The organism is Arthrobacter sp. MDT1-48-3 (genome assembly GCF_054511015.1).
Window position 1 is genome coordinate 23,705 of the sequence record NZ_JBTNDL010000007.1, and the last position, 23,147, is coordinate 46,851.

Consider the following 23,147-nt stretch of genomic DNA (forward strand, 5'->3'; position numbering starts at 1 on the left):
ATCATGAGATCGCACTCGTACACCGACGTCCGTGGACGATGAACCCGAATACTAGGAGAATGTTTGATTGACCAGGCTGCCATAGCCGGGCCGACGAGACGCGCTCGGCCCGGCAACCCGCAGCGGCGCGACATCCAGGCACTCCGCGCGCTGGCCGTTGCCCTCGTCGTCGCGAACCACCTCTGGCCGGGCCTCATCGCCGGCGGGTATGTCGGCGTCGACGTCTTCTTCGTCATCTCCGGCTATCTGATCACCAAGCACCTGCTCGGTGAACTCGGGCGGACGAACCGGATCCGCCTGGGGCAGTTCTATGCGCGGCGGGCGAAGCGGTTGCTGCCCGCCGCACTGGTCGTGGCCCTGCTGTCCCTCCTGGTGGCAACGGTCTACCTGCCCGCCGACAGGCTGCTGTCCATCGGACGGGAGACCATCGCCGCCACCCTCTACGTGGAGAACTGGTCCCTCGCAGCGCAGTCCGTGGACTATTCGGCGCAGAACAACCAGGCATCCACCGTCCAGCACTACTGGTCGCTGTCCGTCGAGGAGCAGTTCTACCTGGTCTGGCCGCTCCTCCTCCTCGGCGTGTACCTCCTGGCGGCCAGGCTTCGCTCCCCGCGGGCTTTCCTGCTGACCGTACTCGCTGCAGTCGGCGCGGCCTCGTTCGCGTTCTCGATCTTCCTCACCTACACCAGCAGGAGCGAAGCGTACTTCGTGACGCCCACCCGGGTGTGGGAGTTCGCCGTCGGCGGTCTCATCGCCGCCACCTCCTCCGCCTGGTTCGGCGACCCCCGGTATCCGGCACGCATCCGGCTCGCAGGTCTCGCCCAGTGGGCGGGGCTGGGTCTCATCGTCGCGTCCGCGCTGGTCTTCGACGAGTCGACCTACTTCCCGGGATACCTCGCGGCCGTACCCGTGGTCGGTACGGCGCTGGTCATCGCCTCGGGCCCGCAGTCCCCGCTCTGGTCACCCAACACCCTGCTGGGCGTCTCCGCCGTCCAGACGCTGGGGAACATCTCCTACTCCCTCTATCTCTGGCACTGGCCCGTCATCATCCTGCTGCCGTCGATCATCGACCGTCCGCTGGGTACCCTCGACCTCCTCGGGGCGCTCCTGCTGTCCCTGGTCCTGGCCGGACTGACGAAGAAGTACGTCGAGGACCCGGGACGATCCCGCCTGCTGCCACAGGCGTCACCGCGGAAGATCCTCGGTGTCACGTTGGTCGCGTCACTGACGGTCACGGCGCTCTGCGCCGCATCGATCGTCGCCGCCACCGTCACCCAGGCAGCGGAAGCAGAGCGCCTCGACGCCCTGTCCGGAGGCGAATGCTTCGGCGCGAAGAGCCTGTCCGCCACCGCGTGCCAGGATCCCTTCGGGCCCCCCGAGGTGACGAACGTCGGCGACGGAGAAGCTCCCTGGTTCGACGACGCGCAATGCGGCACAGCTCCCGATCCGATCGTCGTGGGCGACCAGAAGCTCCTGACGCTGTGCGACTTCTCGGACGGACAGGAGGATCACGAGACCGTCTGGCTGATCGGCGATTCCCATGCGGAGCAGTGGAAGGCGGCGATACTCCCCCTCGCCCGCGAGAACAACTGGACGGTCAACATCAGCCTCGTCGGCGGTTGCCCGTATCTCGACGTGAAGCGCGCCGCATTCATGGGAGCCGAGACCGACACCAAGGTGCAGCGTCGGTGCCTGCAATGGAGTGCCGCCGTCTCCGATCGTGTCCTCGCCACGTCGCCGGACCTCGTGTTCCTCTCCTCGTTCTCCGTCGGTGAGGAGATCGAGGACGGCACCGGCCGCGCGCAGGCGGACCAGTACCGGGACGCCTTCGCGGACCGGGTGGGCCCCTGGGCTGCCCAGGGCACTGAGGTCTACGTCATCAGGGACACCCCCCTGACCCTGGAGCGCTCGACGCCGGAGTGCCTGGCCCGCAACGAGGAATCACCGCTCGACTGCGCGAACGAGAAGACGCGCGCCCTGCCGGACGATCCGGCCGCAGAGGCGGCCCGCTCGCTCGAGCAGGCGAACGTCCGTGTCCTCGACCTCTCCGACCGGTTCTGCCCCGACGACACGTGCTACGCGGCCATCGGCGGCCTCCATGTCTACTTCGACAAGGACCACGTGGCGCGGAGCTACATCCGTTCGCTGATCCCGGAGTTCGCCGAGCGGTTCAAAGCGGCCGGGTCCTGAGGCGTACCGCCGGACCGGAGGAGCAACGGCGCCGAATCAGAAGTGCGGCGCCGCCAGGAGTGCGGCGCCGTCAGGATCCCGGCGGCGTCCGGTCCTGAGGGGTTGCGCCGGGTCAGGAGCCCGACGGCGTCCGGTCCGGGTTCCGCCGGGACCGCAGGAGGAACAGCGCCGCCAGGAGGGCACCGACGACGGCCACCTCGAGGATGCCGGCCGTGACGCTGAAAGGGACGAGACCGAGCAGGAGCACGACGATCACCTGGCCTCCGATACCGCCGAGGAAGAGCGGAAGGGGCACGCTCCTGCCCGCGGGTGTCCCTCGGACGATCCCGTACGTCAGCAGGCCGAGGCACACGAACCCGAGCACCTGGGCCATCGCGACCACCACGACGTCGGCCTGCGACGCGGGCCAGTAGGCGAGGAGCGCGATGACCACCAGGATGCCGGGCGTCACGACGGCGAGGCGCCTGGTCCCGTTGGCGATGTACAGCAGGTTGGAGGTCACGAGGAACAGCGCGTACCCGGTGGACACCAGCGGGAGGGTGACCGCGATCGGCCAGACCAGCTCGGGCTCGGTCGACAGGATCGACGACCCCACTGCCGCTCCGGACGAGGCGAGCAGCCCCACCCCCACCGACCAGGCCACGGCCTCGATGGACACGCGCCGGGTCACGTCGACCAGTCCGCCGCTGCCGGCGGACATCATGCGCGTCGACCACGCGTTGTTCAGCGCGTTCAGGATCGTGATCGGCCCCAGCGCGAAGATGAGGACGGCTCCGAACCGGCCTGCCGCCTCCACGGTGGCGGCGAACGCCAGGATCAGCACGGACCCCTGCGTGAGCAGCATGAGCGCACCCGTGTGCGGCAGCAGCGGCACCGCGATCCGGACCGATTCACCGCTCGAACCGGCGACTCGCCACGGCAGGCGCGGCCGAGCCAGGACGAGCGCAGCGGCACCCGTGGCGACGACCGCGAGGGTGTAGGCGCCCAGATAGACCTCCGCGGTGGGCGCGATGAGGATCAGGCCCACGAGGCCCAGCAGGTTCGCCAGGACGGACGAGCCGATGCTCAGGAGCACGAAACGCCCGGGCCTGTTCTGTGCCCTGAGCACAGCCTGCGCGCCCAGCACGGAACCGAGCACCCCGACGCTGATCACCGAGAGCACCGTGCTCGAGGCGACACCAGTCGCACCCAGGGCACCGAGGCCGAGAAGGCAGAGCACGACGACGGCAGCCAGGGCGGCGGAGGCGACGGCCATGAAGCCGTACATGGCCCGGGACCGGTCCTGTCCCCGCTCCCGGGCGAACCAGATGTTCGTGATCGCCAGCGGAAGGCCTGCCGAGATCAGGACGACCAGCACCTGGATCGTCACCACCGACGTGGAGACGATCCCCCACTGCCGGTCGTCGAGGATCCGGATCGCGAAGGGCTGGATGAGCAGCAACCCCAGCCCCTGGAGCAGCGACCCGACGAGGTACCACGTGCCGGAGACGGTCGGGCGGGCCTGCGCAGGCTGCGGTGATGCGGACCCGCTGGGCATCGCTATCTGGTGAGGGCGTGGGCGGTCAGCTTGCGCATGCCACCCCACATCCGGCGCCGGGCCACCTGCGGCAGGAGGGTGAGGGCGTGGAGCCGCGACGACGCGTGACGGCTCGCGGCCGTGGCGGCGCGGTTCCAGCCGAGCCGCTGGAAGTCCTTCACGCACTCGTCGAAGAAGGCACGCTCCTCGGCGAAGCGCCGGCCGTCGAGTGCACGCACGGACGAATCGGATTCGCGGTGGCGCCTGTACTGGAAGCAGGTCTCCGCCAGGACGAGCATCTTCCCGCCCGACATGATGATGTCGGTCGCAAGGGCGAGATCCTGGACGACGTCGTACTGCTCCCTGAAGCTGTGGCGCGTGATGGCCTCGGACCGCCAGGCGAGGGACGGGAAGTACAGCCAGTCACCCGTGAGGAGGCTCGCTGCCAGCGGTTCCCCTGCCACGACCGCGCTCGCGCTCTCCCCCACGAGCCGGCGCCGGAGGTAGCTCTTCACGCGGTCACCAACCGGCTGGTAGATGGTCCCGTTCTCGTCGATCACCTCGACGCCCGGCTGGATGATGTCCACGGACTGGCGCGAGAAACCCTCGTGCACCACCGAGAGGTAGTTCGGGAGCATCAGGTCGTCCGCGCCCATGATCACGACGTAGTCGTGTTCGATCAGGGACAGGCATTTCCGGTAGTTCGCATTCGCGCCGAGGTTCACCTCGTTCCTGAAGTACCGGACGCGGTCGTCCGAGTCCGTCAGGTCCTTGAAGTATGCCGGCAGTGAATCGTCGGGGAACCCGTCATCCACGATGGTCAGCACGAAGTCCCGGTGGTCCTGGTCGAGGACGGACTGTACGGCCGCCTTCATCATCGCCACGTCCCCGTAATAGGGGAACATCACGTCTATAGTCATCAATCTTTCCTCTGCTGGTCAAAGTTCATCGGGTTCTCGGCCCCGTGCCGGGGGACAGGGGTGGCTTTCGGGTTGTTCAGCCGCTCGACTGCCGCCCGGAGGATCGATACCTCTTCGGCGAGGATCCGCGTCTCGTCCTCGAGGATCGTCAGCTCGCGGGACACGTGCAGGGAGACGCCCACGAGCAGGAGGATGGACAGCGCGAAGAGCAGGTTGGACGGCACGATCACGCCGACCGCGTCGGCTGCGAATTCCAGGAGGCTGGGGAACAGCGCCAGGACGATCGTCAGGGTGCCGATGACGAGCCAGAGGATCGCGTACTTCTCGCGTAGTTTCCCGTTGCGCAGCATCACGAGGACGACGGCGACGATCAGGATCGAGGAGAAGAGTGAGAATGCCACGCTCATGCTGGTACGGGTCCTTCTCCTGCTATGTCCCCGGTCGAGGGAGCCTGGTAGTCACGCGGGGTTCTTCTGCGGGCGAGGGCGAAGCACAGGACCAGGCCCGACCGCGCGAGGTAGATGGATGCTTTCCACGGGCTCTGGCTGGGAGTACCGGCCTGGCGCACGCGCATCTCGACGGGCACCTGTGTCACGGTACAGCCCGACTTCAGGGCGACGACGAGCGAATCGATCGTGTCTCCGAGGTACTCCGCCGGGAAGTGCTCGATGTACTGGTGCAGTCCCCGCCGGTTCACGGCGCGGAAACCGGAGGTGACGTCGGTCAGCCTGGTACCGGCGACGCGCGAGATGACCCTGGCGAGGAGCGACATCGCCCAGCGACGCGGCCCCTTGGCCTGGTACTCCCCCTTGCCGGCGAACCTCGCGCCGATCGAGATGTCGGCTCTCTCGAGGCCCTGGAGGACCTTCGCGATGTCCTCCGGCATGTGCTGTCCGTCCGAATCGACCTGGATCACACCCGAGTAGCCGTTGCGGAGCGCGTACTTGAAACCGGTGCGCATGGCGCCGCCGACTCCGAGGTTGAAGGGGAGCCTCAGGACGACGGCCCCGGCCTCTTCTGCGATCCTCGCCGTGTCGTCCCGTGATCCGTCATCGACCACGAGGATGTCCATTCCGGGTTCCACCCGCTTGATGTCCCTGATGGTGTCACCGATCGCCTCTGCTTCATTCCAGGCAGGCATGACGATCAGGATGCCGGAAGGCGGTCTCTTACCCATGGTGTGCAATCATAGCAATAGGCGTCGCGACCTCGGTGCTGAGCGCTCGAGAGCCGCCGACCGTGGTCTGCCGCGTCTCAAGCAGGCCACCGGGCGTCCTGGCTCCGGAGAGCCACGGAGGGTGACCATCTTCTTACAGGGCCAGCACTGTGTCCTCGGAACGTGGACCTCAGAGATACGACGAGGAGATTGACCATATGAGCTGGTGGGCTACAGCCCCTGCCTTCGCTGGCGCGGTACTCGTTTTCTTCGGGCCGGGGCTTGTCGTCCTCGCAGCCGCCGGTGTCCGGCGGGTCGCCCTCGTCGCCCTGTCGGCCCCGATCTCCATGTCGATCGGTTCGTGCCTCGCCGTCGTGCTGCCCTATCTCGGCGTCGGGTTCAATCCGGTGTCCTATCTCCTCTTCTCCCTGGGCCTGGCGGCGGTAGTGCTGCTCGCCCGACGGCTGCTCGGACGGAACGGGTCCGCCGGCCTCCGCTCCGTCCGCCGCTTCGGGGACGTCGAGCTGGTGGACAACCAGCCGATGGACGGCAACGGGCTTCCCACCTGGGTCCGGAGACTGCTGGTCCCGGTCGCCGTCGCCTTCCCGGCGATCATCATCGGGTCCCGCTACATCGCAGGCTTCGGTTCCCCCGAGAACTTCTCGCAGACCTTCGACAACGTCTACCACCTCAACGCGGTCAAGCACATCGCGGAGACGCAGAACGGCTCCGCGCTGACCCTGGGGAACCTGACGGAAGCCTCCCAGGCCTTCTATCCCGCAGCCATGCACGACCTCATGGCACTCGTCGTCATGATGACGGGCGTCTCCGTGCCCGTCGCCGTCAACGTGGGCACCATCCTCCTGGGTGCCGTCGTGTGGCCGCTCTCCTGCGTGTTCCTGATCAGCCGGGTCATCGGCTATCGGGCCATCCCCCTGCTCGCGGCCGGTGTCCTGTGCGCGGGGATGAGCGGGTTCCCCTACCTGATGGTCGCTTTCGGGGTCCTCTACCCGAACCACGCCGCCATCGCCCTGCTGCCCGCTGCCCTGGGCCTGGTCGTCGAAGCCCTTGGGATGACGCCGGAGCGTCGCCGGACGCTCTCCATCTCCGCAGGGCTGCTCACCGCCGCGGTACTGCCCGGACTCGCGCTCGCCCATCCCAGCACGCTGCTCGCCCTCCTGGCATTCGCGGGTCCCGTGGTCGCAGGACGAGCCGTGCGGGAGTTCCGGTTCCGCCACGGCGGGGCGGACCGCCACGCACGCCCCGTACTGTGGGGCGTCGTCTTCGTCCTCTACGCAGGCGTCACGCTCGTCGCCTGGCTGAAGGTCCGGCCGTCCCTGGCCTTCGCGCCGTGGACGCCGTTCCAGACCAATGCCCGCGCGATCGGCGAGATCCTCGGAAGTGCGCCGATGGGAGCGACCACGGCCTGGATCCTCCTGGTCCTGACGGTCGCCGGGATCTACGTCGCGGCCCGGCAGTTCCGGGACCTGTGGTGGGTCCTCATGATGTTCGTCATCGCCGGCGTGCTGTACATGGTCGTCTCGAGCTGGAACCTCGGCTGGTTCCGCACCTTCCTCACGGGGGTCTGGTACAACGACAGCTTCCGCCTCGCCGCCCTCCTTCCCGTCGTCACGCTCCCCCTGAGCGTCCTCGGTGCCGAGTGGGTGACGGGCCGGCTGCGCGTGCTCGGCACGCAGCTGGCGCCGGCCGACCACAGCATCGGCGCCCGACGGCGCCTCCCGGTCGCGCGTCGGGTCCGCCAGGCGATCCCCCGGCTCACCGGTCATCCGATCACCGCAGCGGCCGTCGTCCTCCTGCTCGGGGTGGGGACGCAGGGAGGCACCCTGGCCGGGGTCCAGATCCGCATGGGGGAGGTCTTCGCGCTCGAGGAGGAGTCCCCGCTCCTGACCACGGACGAGCTCGCCCTCCTGGAACGCGTCCCCGATCTCGTGCCGGCAGGCGACGTGGTGGTCGGCAATCCCCGCACCGGGGCGTCGCTCGTCTATGCGGTCGCTGACCGGCAGACCGTGGCACCCCACATCTTCGGTGACCGCACGGACACCGAGCAGACGCTGCTCGACCACTGGGACGAAGCAGGCTACAACCCCTCCGTGTGCGAGGCCATCACGGACGAACGGGCGTTCTGGGCCCTCGACTTCGGTGACAAGGAAGTCGTACCCGGGGACGAGCCCTACATCGGTTTCCGCGCCCTCGCGGATCAGAGCGCTCCCGGTATCTCACTGGTCGCGGAGGAAGGCGACGCCCGCCTCTATCGCGTGGATGTGTGCGAAGAGCCCTGAGACCGAGCAGGGCCGGCCGCCTTGGGCCGCTCCACCCCCCCGTCTCCGGACGGGAGCCGGCGCCGTCGTCCGGCCGACGTTGTCGCCGGACTCCCGGCGGTGCAGGTTTACTGCTGCGCGTTGAAGGCTGCCTCCGCCAGGACCGGGATGAAGTTCCGGGCCAGCCACTCGATGCTGAGGGGTGACTCCATGATCATGGCTGCACCCATCTCGTCCTTCGGTGCGATGACGACCTGGGTCGCCTCGTCGAGATCGGGGCCCAGTTCGTCGGCCAGTTCCTGGGACCGCTGTCGTTCCGCGACGAGGACCAGGACCTGCGCCCGGAGTTCCTCCGCCTGCGCGCGTGGCCAGCGGAGCTGCCCGACACGACCGAACACGTCGTCCTCGACCTCGCCGGCGTTCGCGATGCCGGCAGGGAGTGGTGCCGGCCGCAGGCCGAATTCGCCGAGGAGGTTCGCAGGGCCGGACGCCTCACCGTAGACGGCGAGATCGGCTCCGGCCACGGGAAAGGCCTCGACGACCAGGACGGTGACCCCTGCCAGATCAGGGTAATCGGAGACCGACGCCGGGATCGTCCGCTCCGTGTCCCGGACGAGGTCGGCGCCCTCGTCGGCACGTCCGATCGCCCGCGCGACGACGTCGACCGTCTCACGCCAGGTGGGCTTCCCCGCCGTCGTGCCGTGGACGACCGGGGCGATCTCCGAGAGCTGATCGTACTGGGCCCGCGTGATGTCGGCGCCGAGGGTGAAGATCAGGTCGGGCTCGAGCTCCTCGATCGCGGCGAGGGAGAGGTCGAGCTCGTCCGCGTAGAGGACCGGCATCAGCGTCTCCTCGGCGATGCGCCGGAGGTTGTACCACGGTGTGGCGTTCGATCCCGGCATGCCGACCGGTGCGATCCCGAGCGCCAGGCAGACGTCCGCGGCGGCGAAGCCGAAGGTCGCGATGCGCAGGGGCTGCTTCCGGACGGTGGTGGTCCCGAACCGGTGGGCGATGTCGACCGGGAAGGCACCCGCGTCGCTCCCCGGTTCCTCGCCGGCGCCGGTGCACGCACTGACGACGAACGGCAACCCCAGCATCCCCAGCATGACGGTCCGACGGCTCATCGCAGGAGATGCCTTGCGGGCGCTCTCGTCTCTCACAGATCTTCCTCTCGTGAATCCTGGCAGTCCCGGCGATTCCCGAGGTGCCCGACGGCGGACGCCGTCTGGTGGGGACCTCCTAGTGGTCCCTCGCGCGTTGTCTCAGCTCCGAGACGACGGATGACACCTCGCCGTCCTTCACCAGCCGACCGTTCTCCAGGAGGATCCCGCGTTCGCAGACGCTCGACACCAGGTCGAGGTCGTGACTGACGACGATGAGGGTCTTGCCCGCCGCCGCCAGCTCCCGGATCTTCGCCAGGCACTTCCGCTGGAAGGGCTCGTCCCCGACGGCGAGGATCTCGTCGACCAGGAAGATGTCCGGATCGGTGTGGACGGCGATCGAGAACGCGAGCCGGAGGTACATGCCGGACGAGTAGAACTTGACCTCGGTGTCGATGAACTCACCGATCTCGGCGAACTCGACGATGGAGGCGAACCGTTCCTCGATGTCCCGCTGGGACATGCCGAGGATGGCGCCGTTGAGATACACGTTCTCCCGGCCGCTGAGGTCGTGGTGGAAACCGGCCCCGACCTCGATCAGCCCCGCGAGGTGGCCCCTCGTGCGGATCACCCCGGCGTCCGGCTGCAGCACCCCGGAGATCAGTTTGAGGAGGGTCGACTTGCCCGACCCGTTCAGCCCCAGCAGCGCGACCGTCTCACCGCTCCGCACGGTGAAACTGATGTCGTCGAGCGCGTTGAACTTCTGCACGAGATCACCGTGCCGCCCGCGGACGAACCAGACGAACGCCTCCTTCAGCGATCGGGTGTGGCGCAGGACGAAGCGTTTCTGGAGTCCGGTGGCGACGATCGCATCGGTAGGCATTCTCAGAGCTCCTGGGCGAAGTTGGCCGACAGGCGCCGGAAGACGAATTGGCCGAGGAGGAGGATCAGCACCGACACGACCGCGGCCGTGGGCACCCATACGGCGAGGATGTCCGGCATCAGCGCAGGGCCGGCCGATGCGGCGTCGAGCGTGGGGACCCAGAACCCGTAGTGGAACAGCTCCACCGCCACGGTCATGGGATTCAACTGGTAGAGGAAGAACCACGGGCCGAGGGCGTCGCTGACCAGGTTCCAGCTGTAGAGGACCGGGGACGCCCAGGTGACGACCATGAGGATCATGTCGACGAGGTTCTCAGCGTCGCGGAAGTAGACGTTGACGGCCCCGAACAGCAACCCGAGCCCGGTGGCGAGACAGGCGACGATGAGGAACCCGACGAGCACCAGGAACAGCTGCAGGACGTCCGGACGCCAGCCGACGATCAGGCAGGCACCTCCGAGGACGAGCACCTGAGGGAAGAAGTGGACGGCCGAGACCCAGACCGCCGACATGGGGAACAGTTCCCGAGGGAGGTAGATCTTCTTGATGAGGTCACGGTTCTCGACGATCGACCGCGTCGCGTTGCCGAAAGCCTCCGTGAAGAAGTTGATGAGCACGATCCCGGAGAAGAGGTAGACGGCGTAGTTCTCCGTCGTGCCCTGCAGATTCAGGAAGATGCCGAGTGCGACGTAGTACACGGAGAACTGCAGGAGCGGCTTCAGGTACGACCAGAGGAGGCCGAGCACCGATCCACGGTAGCGGACCCGGATCTCCTTTCGGACCAGCAGGCGCAGCAGGAACCGATTCCGGAGGACGGCGGTGAGCCCGCCACCGGCACCGGGTGTCTGCATGGCACTCGGCGGACCTGCTGCGGATCCTCGCATGCCGCTGCTCAATCTGCCGTGTCTCCCTCGGTCTCCTTCGAGAACCGCCGGAAGGTCTCGTTCCACGCCTGGCGGCTGGTGAACCCGGGCAGGGCTTCCCGATACTGTCCCCTCAGTTCGGGCCAGTTGCTCACGAGCTTCCAGTGCCGTGACACGGTCTGGCCGAGGAGGGAGAAGAACATCTTCCGGTCGCGGCGGTACCACGACGCTCCCGTCCCGTCCGACGCGGTGACCAGCGCGGAATCGAAGCGGGTGAGGCGCCACCACCGCGCATCCATGGCCGGCACCTCGACGGTGGGGCGCTCCGCGGCGTCGGCGGACACCCGCCGCGGCTGGGACGCCATGGCGAGAGCTGCACGTACCAGAGATTCGAGGACCGTCGCGGGCTCCTGGATGTTCTGGTGGCTGTTCCGTTCCCGGACCTCGGGGAAGTCCGAAATGTTCGGCAGCACGCGCGCATCCGTGAAGTCGCGACGGGTCGTCCGGACCCACTGCAGCCGCTCCCCCAGGGTCGCATGGAGATGTCCCGGTCCCTCGAGGACGTCGTCGAGCGCCTTGACGCGGACGGCGACGGCGGAATACTGCATCGAGAGGAGATGCCGTACGTCGAGTGCGAAGCTCTCGAAGGGCATCCGGCCCCCGCGATCGAAGGGTGAGTGGCTGAGCGCCGCGACCCACCGGTTGCGCTGGTGGTAGTACGCCTGCCAGTCGATCGTGTCGTCCTTCTCCGTCCAGGGCATGTGCCAGACCGCTGCACCCGGCAGGGTCACCGTGGAGAAGCCGGCCTTCTGCGCCCGGACCCCGTACTCCGCATCGTCCCATTTGATGAACACGGGCAGGGCGAGCCCGATCTCGCGGACGATCTCCAGCGGGATCAGGCACATCCACCAGCCGTTGTAGTCGACGTCCACCCGGCGGTGCATCCAGGGCGTCATCCTCAGATTGCGCTCGGCGAAATCGTGGCCCTCGAGACTCTTCGCCGCGGGTCCCCAGAAGAACCTCCGTCGGTCCACCTGCTCGCCGAAGGTGTGCAGGACCGACCTCTCGTAGAGGTTGAACATGTGGCCGCCCACGATGGTGGGGTCGGTGGTGAAGTTCGCGAAGTGCAGGGCGCGGAGGATGCCCTCGGTCTCGATGCTCACGTCGTCGTCGAGCAGCAGGACATAGCCGCTGTCGTCCGCCCGCAGGGCTTCCTCCATCCCCCGCGCGAAACCGCCCGACCCACCGAGATTCGCCTGCTCGACGAGGCGGAACCTCTCGCCCAGCCGTGCGGCTGCCGACGCGTAGCCGTCCTGGTCCGCGACCAGATCGTTCCCCTGGTCGACGATGATCAGGCGGTCCAGGACCTCGAGCAGGTCGGCATCGTCCGCGAGCGTCGTCATGTGCCGTACCGCGTACTCGGGGCGGTTGAAGGTCGTCACGGCGATGGACAGGGACCCGTGGCTGCGCGCCGACGCGGCGGGCACGGACCAGTCGGCCCGGGTGAGCAGCACCTCCTTGTCGTGCGCGACGAGGTCGAACCAGTACCAGCCGCCGTCGACGAATGCCGTCAGCGGCAGATCGAAGACCAGCTCGCCGTTCCCCGTCGTCGTCGCGCTGTCGACCCTGTTCGACGTGCCGCGGGGACTGGACCGGTACACGATGACCGACGCCTCCGCGCCGTCCTCGACGCCCACCTCGACCCGCAGGCGGACGGAGCGTACCGGGGTGTGACGGCGCCAGTAACTGGCCGGGAAGGCGTTGAAGTAGGTCCCGAGGGAGACCCGCTGGTGGGCCGGCAGCTTGAGGCTCGATCGACCGACGATGAAGTCGGACCGCTGGTGGCTCAGGGTGGGAGGCGTGGCTGCCGTCTTCGGCGCCCCCTGCCGGATCGCCCGGCGCGAGGGGTCGACGATCCGTCGCGCGGGGCTGAAGTCCACGTACAGGGGAAGGACGTCGGTGTCGCCCTCGACCGGGAGGACGACCTTATGGACCACCTGGAGCACGGCGCTGTCGGATCCCGTCCTGCTGCTGCTGTCCTGGGTCGCTCCGATGGTCACGCGTCGACTCCGCCACTCTCGAATGCCTGCCCGCTGGTGAAGTGGGGGGTGACCTTGTTGTCGAACATGCTCAGGGCGGATCCGATGGCCATGTGCATGTCGAGGTACTTGTAGGTCCCGAGCCGGCCGCCGAACAGGACCGACTTCTCGCCCTTCGCCAGGTCGCGGTAGGCGAGGAGCTTCGCCCGGTCGTCGGTCGTGTTGATCGGGTAGTAGGGCTCGTCGCCCTTCTCCGCGAACCGGGAGTACTCGCGCATGATGACCGTCGCGTCCTTGGTGTAGTCCCGTTCCGGATGGAAGTGGCGGAACTCGTGGATGCGGGTGAAGGCGGCGTCCTCGTCGGGGTAGTTCATCACCGAGCAGCCCTGGAAGTCCTCCATCGGGAGGACTTCCTCCTCGAGGTCGATGGTGCGCCAGGACAGGTCGCCTTCGGCGAAGTCGAAGTACCGGTCGACGGGTCCGGTGTAGACGACGGGCACCTGGCCGAGGGTCGTCGAGCGGGAGTACTCGTGGCCCTCTTCGAAGAAGTCCGTGTTCAGGTGGACGTCGATGTTGGGGTGGTCCGCCATCCGCTCGATCCAGGCGGTGTAGCCGTTGACCGGCAGGCCCTCGTACTTGTCGTTGAAGTACCGGTTGTCGTAGGTGTACCGCACCGGGAGGCGGGAGATGATCTCGGCCGGGAGGTCCTTGGGATCGGTCTGCCACTGCTTGCCCGTGTAGTACTTGATGAACGCCTCGTAGAGGGGGCGCCCGATCAGCTGGATGCCCTTGTCGTTCAGGTTCTGCGGATCCGTCCCGGCGAGTTCTCCGGCCTGCTCCTGGATGAGGGCGCGCGCCTCGGTGGGGCCGAGCGCCGAGCGGAAGAACTGGTTGATCGTGCCGAGGTTGATCGGCATGGGATACACCTCGCCCTTGTGGCGGGTGTAGACCTTGTGCACGTAGTTCGTGAACTCGGTGAAGTTGTGGACGTAGTCCCACACCCGCTCGTTCGAGGTGTGGAACAGGTGGGCGCCGTAGCGGTGCACCTCGATCCCGGTCCGGGCCTCGTTCTCACTGTAGGCATTGCCACCGATGTGGTGACGCCGGTCGAGCACGGCGACTTTGAGGCCGAGCTGAGTGGCCGCCCGTTCAGCTATGGTCAGGCCGAAAAAGCCCGATCCAACGACAACGAGGTCAACGTTCACAAATGCTCCTGGGTTGATTCGAACAACGGACATGCCCGTTCAAGGCTACCCGACGGGAGCCACGGACCTTCCAACGATGGGAGTCGGTGGGCGTGCGCCTGCACGGCCACCGGACCTGCGACCGGCCTACAGCTGGACTGCCTCGTCGAACCTCTGGGCGAAGATCGGCGTCAGGGATCGGAGGTAGGTGGCGCTGACGTGGTTCTCGTCGATGTACACGAAGATGTTGCCCACGACGGCCGGGCAGTCCTCGGCCCGGCACAGGTAGTCGGTGAAGTCGAGGAATGCGACGTCCGGAGCCTGCTCGAGCAGCTCGTCGACCGGGGGCCGATCGCTGAGGGTCGCGGTGCGGGCAGGATTGCAGTCCGGGCTCTCCGCCCCCTGCGATTCGACGCACAGGACCCTGTCGGTCGTGAATCGCGGGTTGTCACGGACGGCCACCACCTGGATGCCGTTGTCGTCGAGCATCCTCGCGGTCTGCGCGAAACCCGCCGGCAGGACGTCCTGGGGGTCGTCACTGCGCGCGACGGTCCCGACCGTGTAGACGAGGTCGGGTGACTGGTCGAGCACATAGTCGGTGACCGCTGCATTCCACTGCTCGCATTCGGGCGTGCGTCCCTCCGGGCCCGCACCGTACTTGCAGCCTCCGAGGAGCACGAAGGTCATCTTCCATCCCCGCTCCTGGGCCATCTGGGCCAGCGGGACGGACCACTGCTGGGAATGCGAGTCGCCCACGACGACGATGTCGAGCACCGGCGCTGACGGCGGCATGATGACGTTGCAGTTCTTCCGCAGCAGTTCGTCGTCGGGTTCGTCCTCCCCGTCGCAGAACCGGTCGAGCTGGAAGTACTCCTTGCTCAGCTCGGTGGTCGCGGGGATGGGTGGCACGTTCTCGGGAGCGGACAGGTTCAGGAGCGGGTCCAGCACCAGCGCACCCGGGTTGTTCGTGTCGGCATTCGCGGCGATCTCCCGGGCCTGCTGCGTGATCGCCTGCTGCCAGAGGGTCAGCGGTGCCGCGACGAGCGCAACGCTGACGACCAGCACCATCACCGCGCGACGACGTCGCCTGTCCGCCCACGCCAGTGCCCGCATCGGCCGTTCGACGAAACGCATCGTGGCATAGGCCAGCACCAGCGACACCGCGATGACCAGGAACCCACCGAGCACGCCGGGTGACGTCCTGTCCTGCCAGACGAGGGCCAGCACGAGGACCGGCCAGTGCCACAGGTACAGCGCGTAGGACAGATCACCCACGCGGACCAGGGGTTTCGAGGAGAGGAAGCGGTCTGCTCCCACCGGGCTGTCCGTCTGTCCGGCCACGATCACGAGGGCTGCGGCCACCAGGGGCCACAGTGCCACGTATCCCGGGAACTGGCCCTGGACGTCGAGGAGGAACCCGCCGCTGAGCATCGCCGCGACGCCGGCCCACCCTGCTCCGATGCGCAGGGCGCGCGGCAGGCGGATGAAGGGCAGGGCCAGGGCGAGCAGGGTGCCGAAGGCGAACTCCCACAGACGCGCCCGCGTGTCGAAATAGGCGTAGGCCTGGTTCGTGTAGGTCTCCCAGACCGAGAACGCGAGCGATGCCACGAACAGGGCCCCGAACACCAGCAGGACGACACCGCGGAACTTCAGCCGGTATCGCCGCGCCAGCACGGAGCTGGCCAGGAACAGCAGGGGCCACAGGATGAACACCTGGCCCTGGACCGAGAGCGACCAGAAGTGCTGCAGGGGGCTCGCGAGGCTGTGGTCCTCCGCGTAGTAGTCGACCGCGTCGGACGCGAGTACCCAGTTCTGCGCGTAGAACAGGGAGGCCCACGACTGCTCGATGATCCCCGGCCAGCGCGACGGCGGGACCAGCACGTAGCTCGCCCCGAGGACACCCACGATGACGACGACGACGGCCGGCAGCAGCCGCTTGAACTGGTGAAGCCAGTGTCGGACCAGGTCCAGCGGCTTCCCCGACTCCACCTTGCGGAGGAACGACAGGGCCAGCAGGAAGGCCGAGATCAGGAGGAAGACGTCCACGCCGCCCGACACGCGGCCGAACCAGACGTGGTAGGACACGACCATCAGGACGGCCAGGGCCCGCAGGCCCTGCACTTCGGGGCGGAAACCCCGATCGCTGCTGCGTCTCCCACTGCGGGAGAGGGCAGCAGGACTGACGTCAACGACTGCCATGGCGGGCTTTCAGGGTAGGCACGATGAACGATTGTACCGGGAGGACCTCCACGATCCCGGCAGGCGCCCCCGGCTTTCGGCGCCGACGGCACCCGGCCTGCCCCGATGACGCCCCGGGCCTTGTCCACAACGCACCCTGCCGGCCCGACGCGCACCCGGACCGATCCTAGCCTCGGAGGCACCCGTCGTCCCAGGAGGCCCCATGGACCTGCACGTCACCCTCGCGAGCAGTCCCCCGCACAGCTCTCCCACGCGGGAGATCGTCGTGGACCCGGAGGTGCTGGGGACCGGCAGCGCGCTCGCCGCCCAGCTCGAGGCGGCCGGCTACAGCGGACCGTTCTCCGTGGACGGCCGGTCCCTGAACACACTGGTGCCACACAGCGGAGCCCTCGTCGACGGGGCGATCATCGTGGCAGGGCCGCTCGGGCGAGCACCCGGACCGCCGCACGTCCCCCACCTCGTCTTCGTGGTGTGCGCGGGTCCCGACGCCGGGCAGGTGATTCCGCTCACGCGGGGCGGCTACACGATCGGACGTGCGGGCAGCGACATCGTCATCGCCGATCCGTCCCTCTCCAGGCGGCACGCGCTCCTCACCGTCACGGCGGACTCCATCCTGCTCGAGGACCTGGGGTCGGCGAACGGGACGTTCGTCGATGACGCGCGGATCATCGGCACCGGCATCACCGTCTCCGCCGGGCTCCGGTTCGGCGCGAGCCGGTGCCGGATCGAGCTCATGGACGATGCGGGGTGGGTGCCCGGACCGGCGGGGGACATCCTCGAGCCCCTGGCCGTCGGACAGGACGTCCCCCGCCGGCCATCCCGCACCATGGTCCTCACCGCGCTGCTACCGCTCGTCCTCGGTGTCGTCCTGGCCCTGGCCACCGGGATGTGGTTCTTCCTCGCCTTCAGCGCCCTGTCCGCCGGTACCGGCCTCGTGCCCCTGCTCGCGTACCGCCGCCAGTCCCGGGATTTCCTGCGCGCCGTGCGAACCGCCGCGGAACGGGACCGCGACCGGCGTACCCGCGCCGTCCCCGAACCCGGCCAGACGGCCCTGGACGCCCTGCGGGCGCTGCATCGGCGACCTGGACCTCCACCGCGGTCACGGTCGCCTGCACGGGACCCGCTCCTGCTGAGGCTCGGCACGGCGGATCAGCCTGCCCGCCTCGCGAGCGGGCCGACCGGTGTGCCCTTCATCCCGCCCATCCTTCCCGGACTGCCGCTCCACCTGCCGTGCCCGGTACGGACGGATGCCACCGGCAGCCGGCGGGTCACCATCACGGGCGAGGACGGGGCCGTGCAGGCCCTGGCCCGCGCCGTGCTCCTGCAGGTGGCCCATCCGGGGTCCGGCGGTGCGCCCATCATCTGCTGGGGATCGGTCCCGGATCTTCCGCAGGCGGCCCGCTTCCTCCCGAACGTCCGCGTCACCAGGGATCCCGTCACGCTCGCCTCGCTCCTCCGCGAGCACGGGATCCGGCTGGTCCTCCAGTTCTCCGACGACCTGCCCGACCTGCCGGAGCTCACCGGGCTGCCCCTGGTGTGGTTCGCTGCCCGGGGCGCTGCCGCGGAGGCGGCACCGCCGGGTGGGCACCTGACCATCGGTGCGGGAACTGCCCGGGCCTCCATCGGCGGATGCGAGTACGACGTGGTGCCGGACGGCGTCTCCGCGCAGGTCTTCGAGCGGACGGCACGGGCACTGGCACGGGCGGCAGCGGACGGAGCAGGATCCGCGGCCGTCGACCGGCCCGGTGTCCGGGCGGTCCGCAGCACGGTCCCACGGTCCGTCTCCTTCTGGGACGGGCAGCCGACCCCGGACAGCATCGTCCGCACTGCACGACGCCGCTGGCCCACGGCCGACGCCCGACGACCGGTCGCCCACGTCGGCGCGTCGGCGACCGGCCCCGCCCTCGTCGACCTGGTCGAGGACGGCCCGCACCTCCTGGTCGCAGGCACCACCGGCTCCGGGAAGTCGGAGTTCCTGAGGACCCTGGTGCTGGGACTCGCGATGGACCAGCCGCCCCGGCAGCTGGCACTGCTGCTGATCGACTACAAGGGCGGCGCAGCCCTGGGTCCGCTCGCAGCGCTCCCCCACTGCGTGGGTAGCCTGACAGACCTGTCCGTCGAGTCGACGGCTCGTGCCCTCACCTCGCTGCGCGCCGAGCTGGGACGCCGTGAACGCCTGTGTGCCGACCACGCCTCCTCCGACCTGGACGAACTACGCGCGGTGTCGCCGTCCTCGTGTCCGCCACGCCTGGTCGTCGTGATCGACGAGTTCCGGATGCTGAGCGACGACGTCCCCTCGGCCGGTGCCGACCTCCTGAAGCTCGCCGCGCTCGGCCGCTCCCTGGGCGTCCACCTCGTCCTCGCGACACAGCGGGTGCAGGGCGCGGTTCCGCCGGACATGCGGGCGAACCTCACCTCGACAGTGCTGCTGAGGGTCCAGACGGCCATGGAGTCGCAGGAGTTGCTCGGATCCGGGGTGGCAGCCGATCTGCCCGTCGGCACCCCCGGCAGGGCTTTCCTGCGCAGGGGGGCGGAGCCGCCGGTCGCCTTCCAGGTGTCATCCTGCTCAAGCGCCGCCGCGGCAGACCTCTCCTCCGGGTGGCAGGACCTGGTCACCTACCTCGGCGGCGGCGCACGCGAAGAACCGGCGGAACGTCCTGTCGCGGGCAGCGGACGGGAGCCACCCTCCGATCGGCGACCGACCAGGACGGGACGCGCCGCCCCTGGATCGGGTCAGGATCGCGGTGTCCTCGAGCGCGCGGCGGCGGCGCTCGCCGAAGCCGCAGCCGGCATGGCGGCCGGGCGTCCGGCTCCGCCGGTCCTGCCTCCGCTGCCGACCTCCGTCGGACCGGCCGCGTGCACCGCCCTCCTGCCGGCCGACCCGTCACGGGAAGCGGCGTCCGCAACGGGTGCGTTGCTCGGCATCGCCGATCTCCCCGACCACCAGGCACAGCGGCTCCTGCAGTGGCGGCCGGCGGACCATTCGCACCTGGCGCTGGTCGGCCTGCCCGGCAGCGGTGGGACGGAGGCTCTCGGAGGAGCGGTGGCATCCCTGCTGGACGCGGACCCTGATCTCCACCTGTACCTGCTCGACGGTGATGGGAGCCTGTCGGGTTCCGCGCTCCTGCCCCAGGTCGGCGCCCATGTGCCGTCGCACGAGACGCGGCGAGCCGCCCGGGTGCTCGAGCGGCTCGCCGCACTCCGCGTCGAGCCGCCGGAGGACCTTCCGCGGATCGTCCTCGCCATCACCGGATGGGGCCGGTGGAGCAGCCAGTTCCGCGCCGGTCGTTCCGCGCGGGCGGAGGAGGACCTCCTGACCATCGCGCGGGACGGCAGCAGGATCGGGGTGGCCGTGCTCGTCACCGGGGATCGTGACCTGACCACGTCGCGGTTCTTCGCCCTGCTGCCGAACCGCGTCTACCTGCCCCTCGGCGCGCACGCCGAGACCACGCTGACCTGGCCGACGATGCCGGCGCTCGATGCGGTGATGGGTCGCGGGCTCGCCCAGGGACGCATCACGGGCAGCTGGGGGGATGCAGCATGCCAGCTGGCGCTCGGGCCCTCCCCCGCCGGTCACGCTTCCCGCCCGCCTGCCCGCCGCCCGTTCCCCGTCCATCCGCTGCCGCAGACCGTCATGCTCGAAGCGCTCGTCCGCCGGACCGGCGGGGATGCAGGCGGACGGCACGACCTCCTGCTCGGAGTCTCCGGCGATGACCTGCACCCCTACTTCGTCCCCCTGCACCCGGGCGAGGCGTACCTGGTCCTGGGGCGTGCATCCTCCGGGCGCACGAATGCCCTGGAGGTGCTCTCCGCGGCCTCGGCGTCCAGCGGATCCCACCGCGTCCCGGTGGCACCACCGCCGGGCATCGGAGCCGTACAGTTCTGGCGGGGCATCGCGGACCCCGGCTCCACTGCCTGCCGGCCGGAGCATTGCATCCTGGTGGTCGACGACGCGGACACCCTTCCGGCCGATGTGCACCAGGTGCTCTCGGAGTTCGTCGCCCGCGGTGCCGCGGCCGTCCTGTCCGCGGCACCCGGGCCCATGCTGATGACGCGTGTGCCGCTCTCGCTCCAGGCGCGCAGCACAGGCCGGGGCTTCGTCCTGGCGCCGAGGTCGTCGGGCGACGGCGACTTCTTCGGGGCCCGCTTCGACCTGGACACGCCACCCGTACCCGGACGGGGATACGCCTGCGATCCGGCGGGAGCCGTCGAGGTCCAGGTCGCCTGCGCCGCCACGCGGTGGACACCCGGTCCCCCGCCTCCGAGCAGGCCTACAGAATCCGCCCGTCCCCCGTGGGCCGCGCCGTGAAACCGACGACCGGCTTCGAGAACAGGGTCACGATGACGGCGGCGGCGGGGACCATGAGTGCGAGCCCGATCACCGGGTTCCCGGAGGAGAAGAAGGGGAAGGCGAGGATCACCAGGAACAGCTGGACGACGAGCGACGGGGACCGGGGCCACCGGAAGCCGGCGACGAGTTTGCGGGCCATCACGGCCAGAGCCGCGGCGACCAGCAGCAGCAGGACAGCCAGGAAGACCGAGCCTCCCACGGACACCGGATCGGCCGCGAAGACCGTCCCGAGAGAACCGACGGCGAGGACCACGAGCGCTACCGCCTCGAGGACCAGGACGGCGGCGATCAGGACGACGCCGCGAGGTCGGTTCGAGGAATGCGGGGCTGGGTCTGTGGCCACTCTCGAACCCTACCCGACGGGCCGGGCGCCCTCCTGGCCGACGAAAGGCGGCGGTGCTGTGACAAACCACTCACCCATCCGATCAATTAGGACGGTAAAACCCCTTGTTTACCCAGTAGTAACGTGACAGCCTTAAAAGCAGTGCAAACCCGGGGGCCCACGTCGGCCCCTTTACTATGAGCCCCCTCGTGAATGTTTTCACAAACTCACGGTGAGCGAGGCTAGAGGAGAATGTGATCACCATGGATTGGCGTAGTCGCGCGGCCTGTCTGGACAAGGACCCGGAGCTGTTCTTCCCGGTCGGCAACACCGGACCGGCGCTGCTTCAGATCGAAGAGGCGAAGAGCGTGTGCCGACGCTGCCAGGTGCAGGACACCTGCCTGCAGTGGGCCATCGAGTCCGGCCAGGACGCCGGAGTATGGGGTGGACTGAGTGAGGACGAGCGCCGTGCGCTCAAGCGCCGGGCCGCTCGGGCCCGCCGCGCCTCCTGACCGACGCCGGATCATCCGGCCGGCGCCGGAACACGAACCGGTACGACGAAGGGCCGCCCATCGGGCGGCCCTTCGTCGTTCCTGCGGTGCTGGTTGTCAGGGCGCTAATTCTGGTTGAGGTGCAGTCCCAGCTCGAGTGTGACGGAGGTTCCGCCGCCGGGGCGGATGCTCCACTCGATCGTCCCGCCGAGTTCACTCGTCACCAGCGTCCGGACGATCTGCAGGCCGAGGCCCTCCGCGTGCCCTCCGGGCGGCAGCCCGACGCCGTCGTCCTCGATCGTCACCCGGAGGATCTCCTCGCCGTCCGGCTCCGTCCGGCGGTTCGCCATCAGCCATACCGTCCCTGCGCGTCCTGACAATCCGTGCTCGACGGCGTTCGTGACCAGTTCGTTGATCACCAGGGCCAGCGGTGTCGCGAGATCGCTCGGCAGCTCCCCGAAGTCGCCGCTGCGCTCGGTGCGCACCGCCTGCGACGGTGAGGCGACCTCCGCCGACAGGCGGAACTGCCGGGAGATCAGCTCGTCGAAGTCGACACTCTGGGCCAGGCCCTGCGAGAGCGTCTCGTGGACCAGGGCGATGGTGGACACCCGTCGCATGGCCTGCTCGAGTCCGAGCTTCCCCTCGTCGCTGACCATCCTGCGGGACTGCATCCGGAGCAGCGCCGCGACGGTCTGCAGGTTGTTCTTCACGCGGTGGTGGATCTCCCGGATGGTCGCGTCCTTCGACACGAGCTCCATCTCGCGGCGTCGGAGCTCGGACACGTCCCGGCAGAGCACGAGGGCGCCGAAGCGCTCCTTCTCATCGCGGAGCGGGATGGCCCGCAGCGACAGGCTGACCCCGCGGGACCCGATCTCGGTGCGCCAGGGCATCCGGCCGGTGACGACCAGCGGGAGCGTCTCGTCGACCATCCTCCGATCCTTGAGGAGCGCCGTCGTGATCTCCGCGAGGGGCCGTCCCTCGAGGGTCTCCACATCGCCCAACCGTCGGAAGGCGGACACACCGTTGGGGCTGGCGTATTGCACGATCCCGTCGACGTCGAGGCGGATCAACCCGTCACCCACGCGCGGAGCGCCCCGCCGGGAACCGGTCGGCGTCGCGAAGTCGGGCCACAGGCCGAGGGTCCCCATGCGCAGGAGGTCGTAGGCGCACTGCCGGTAGGTCAGCTCGAGCCTCGACGGCATCCTGGAACTGGAGAGGTCCATGTGCGTGGTGACGACGGCGAGGGTACGGCCGTTGCGCACCATTGGGACCGCCTCGACGCGCATCGCCATCTCGGTGGTCCAGTTCGTCTCGCCCGAGCGTTCGATCTTCTGCGACTCCCAGGCGATGTCGACGAGGGGCTGGAGGTCCGCGCGGATGCGCTCCCCGACGAAGTCGCTGTGGAAGACGGTGTGCGAGGTCGAGGGCCGCGCGTGGGCGAGGGCGACGTAGCCTCCGCCGTCGAGGGGGAACCACAGTGCGAGGTCGGCGAACGCGAGGTCGGCCACCATCTGCCAGTCCCCCACGAGGAGATGGAGCCACTCGGCGTCGCCGGGCTCGAATCCTGCGTACTCGCGGATCGGGTCAGTGAAGATAGCCATGGAGTCTCTCTGTTGCTCGGGTCAGTACGTCGGCGCGGTCGGAGCCCGGGACGGAC

At 68.9% G+C, this 23,147-nt stretch carries 16 protein-coding genes; 4 read left to right on the top strand and 12 right to left on the bottom strand.

Features of this window, described 5'->3' with window-relative positions:
- Positions 1-63: 63 nt before the first annotated feature.
- Positions 64-2,190: an acyltransferase family protein gene (locus ACX80L_RS14140; protein ID WP_459290391.1), complete on the top strand. Its 2,127-nt coding sequence runs from the start codon at positions 64-66 to the stop codon at positions 2,188-2,190.
- Between the two features lie 112 nt (positions 2,191-2,302).
- On the opposite strand, the gene ACX80L_RS14145 is transcribed toward ACX80L_RS14140, so the two are convergent.
- Genes ACX80L_RS14145 through ACX80L_RS14160 form a run of 4 tightly spaced genes read right to left on the bottom strand, consistent with a single transcriptional unit; the run spans position 2,303 to position 5,803 of the window.
- Positions 2,303-3,727: a lipopolysaccharide biosynthesis protein gene (locus ACX80L_RS14145; protein WP_459290393.1), complete on the bottom strand. Its 1,425-nt coding sequence runs from the start codon at positions 3,725-3,727 to the stop codon at positions 2,303-2,305.
- Between the two features lie 2 nt (positions 3,728-3,729).
- Complete coding sequence (locus ACX80L_RS14150; RefSeq protein WP_459267001.1) at positions 3,730-4,626, bottom strand: glycosyltransferase family 2 protein; 897 nt, start codon at positions 4,624-4,626, stop codon at positions 3,730-3,732.
- On the bottom strand, positions 4,626-5,033 hold the full coding sequence (locus ACX80L_RS14155; protein WP_133080916.1) for a DUF2304 domain-containing protein: 408 nt from the start codon (positions 5,031-5,033) through the stop codon (positions 4,626-4,628). The genes ACX80L_RS14150 and ACX80L_RS14155 overlap by 1 nt, the downstream gene beginning before the upstream one ends.
- Complete coding sequence (locus tag ACX80L_RS14160) at positions 5,030-5,803, bottom strand: glycosyltransferase family 2 protein (RefSeq protein ID WP_244186040.1); 774 nt, start codon at positions 5,801-5,803, stop codon at positions 5,030-5,032. The genes ACX80L_RS14155 and ACX80L_RS14160 overlap by 4 nt, the downstream gene beginning before the upstream one ends.
- A 197-nt stretch (positions 5,804-6,000) precedes the next feature.
- Here ACX80L_RS14160 and ACX80L_RS14165 point away from each other — a divergent pair, with 197 nt between their 5' ends.
- A complete protein-coding gene (locus ACX80L_RS14165) occupies positions 6,001-8,082 on the top strand; it encodes a DUF6541 family protein (protein ID WP_459290395.1) in 2,082 nt (693 codons plus the stop codon).
- Positions 8,083-8,189: 107 nt separating this feature from the next.
- Here ACX80L_RS14165 and ACX80L_RS14170 read toward each other — a convergent pair whose 3' ends face one another.
- The 6 genes from ACX80L_RS14170 to ACX80L_RS14195 form a co-directional block, all read right to left on the bottom strand.
- On the bottom strand, positions 8,190-9,221 hold the full coding sequence (locus tag ACX80L_RS14170; protein WP_459290397.1) for an ABC transporter substrate-binding protein: 1,032 nt from the start codon (positions 9,219-9,221) through the stop codon (positions 8,190-8,192).
- A gap of 79 nt (positions 9,222-9,300) precedes the next feature.
- Positions 9,301-10,044: an ABC transporter ATP-binding protein gene (locus ACX80L_RS14175; protein ID WP_133080919.1), complete on the bottom strand. Its 744-nt coding sequence runs from the start codon at positions 10,042-10,044 to the stop codon at positions 9,301-9,303.
- A gap of 2 nt (positions 10,045-10,046) precedes the next feature.
- On the bottom strand, positions 10,047-10,892 hold the full coding sequence (locus ACX80L_RS14180; RefSeq protein ID WP_133080920.1) for an ABC transporter permease: 846 nt from the start codon (positions 10,890-10,892) through the stop codon (positions 10,047-10,049).
- A 41-nt stretch (positions 10,893-10,933) separates the two neighbouring features.
- Positions 10,934-12,964 (bottom strand): glycosyltransferase, encoded by a 2,031-nt coding sequence (locus ACX80L_RS14185; protein WP_459290399.1) that lies wholly within the window; start codon positions 12,962-12,964, stop codon positions 10,934-10,936.
- Positions 12,961-14,148, bottom strand: a complete 1,188-nt coding sequence (glf, locus tag ACX80L_RS14190) for a UDP-galactopyranose mutase (protein WP_459290401.1) — start codon at positions 14,146-14,148, stop codon at positions 12,961-12,963. The genes ACX80L_RS14185 and glf overlap by 4 nt, the downstream gene beginning before the upstream one ends.
- A 126-nt stretch (positions 14,149-14,274) precedes the next feature.
- Positions 14,275-16,326, bottom strand: a complete 2,052-nt coding sequence (locus ACX80L_RS14195; RefSeq protein WP_133080923.1) for an SGNH hydrolase domain-containing protein — start codon at positions 16,324-16,326, stop codon at positions 14,275-14,277.
- 202 nt (positions 16,327-16,528) lie between these two features.
- Between ACX80L_RS14195 and ACX80L_RS14200 the strand changes: the two genes are divergently transcribed.
- The gene (locus ACX80L_RS14200; protein WP_459290404.1) at positions 16,529-20,635 is read left to right on the top strand and encodes an FtsK/SpoIIIE domain-containing protein; all 4,107 of its coding nucleotides are present in this window, start codon (positions 16,529-16,531) and stop codon (positions 20,633-20,635) included.
- On the opposite strand, the gene ACX80L_RS14205 is transcribed toward ACX80L_RS14200, so the two are convergent.
- Positions 20,598-21,020: a hypothetical protein gene (locus tag ACX80L_RS14205; protein ID WP_459290406.1), complete on the bottom strand. Its 423-nt coding sequence runs from the start codon at positions 21,018-21,020 to the stop codon at positions 20,598-20,600. The genes ACX80L_RS14200 and ACX80L_RS14205 overlap by 38 nt on opposite strands.
- Positions 21,021-21,262: 242 nt before the next feature.
- On the opposite strand from ACX80L_RS14205, the gene ACX80L_RS14210 reads away from it, so the two are divergent.
- Positions 21,263-21,511 (top strand): WhiB family transcriptional regulator, encoded by a 249-nt coding sequence (locus ACX80L_RS14210; protein WP_055769355.1) that lies wholly within the window; start codon positions 21,263-21,265, stop codon positions 21,509-21,511.
- A gap of 104 nt (positions 21,512-21,615) precedes the next feature.
- On the opposite strand, the gene ACX80L_RS14215 is transcribed toward ACX80L_RS14210, so the two are convergent.
- Positions 21,616-23,091: a sensor histidine kinase gene (locus tag ACX80L_RS14215; RefSeq protein WP_133080927.1), complete on the bottom strand. Its 1,476-nt coding sequence runs from the start codon at positions 23,089-23,091 to the stop codon at positions 21,616-21,618.
- Positions 23,092-23,147: the final 56 nt, after the last annotated feature.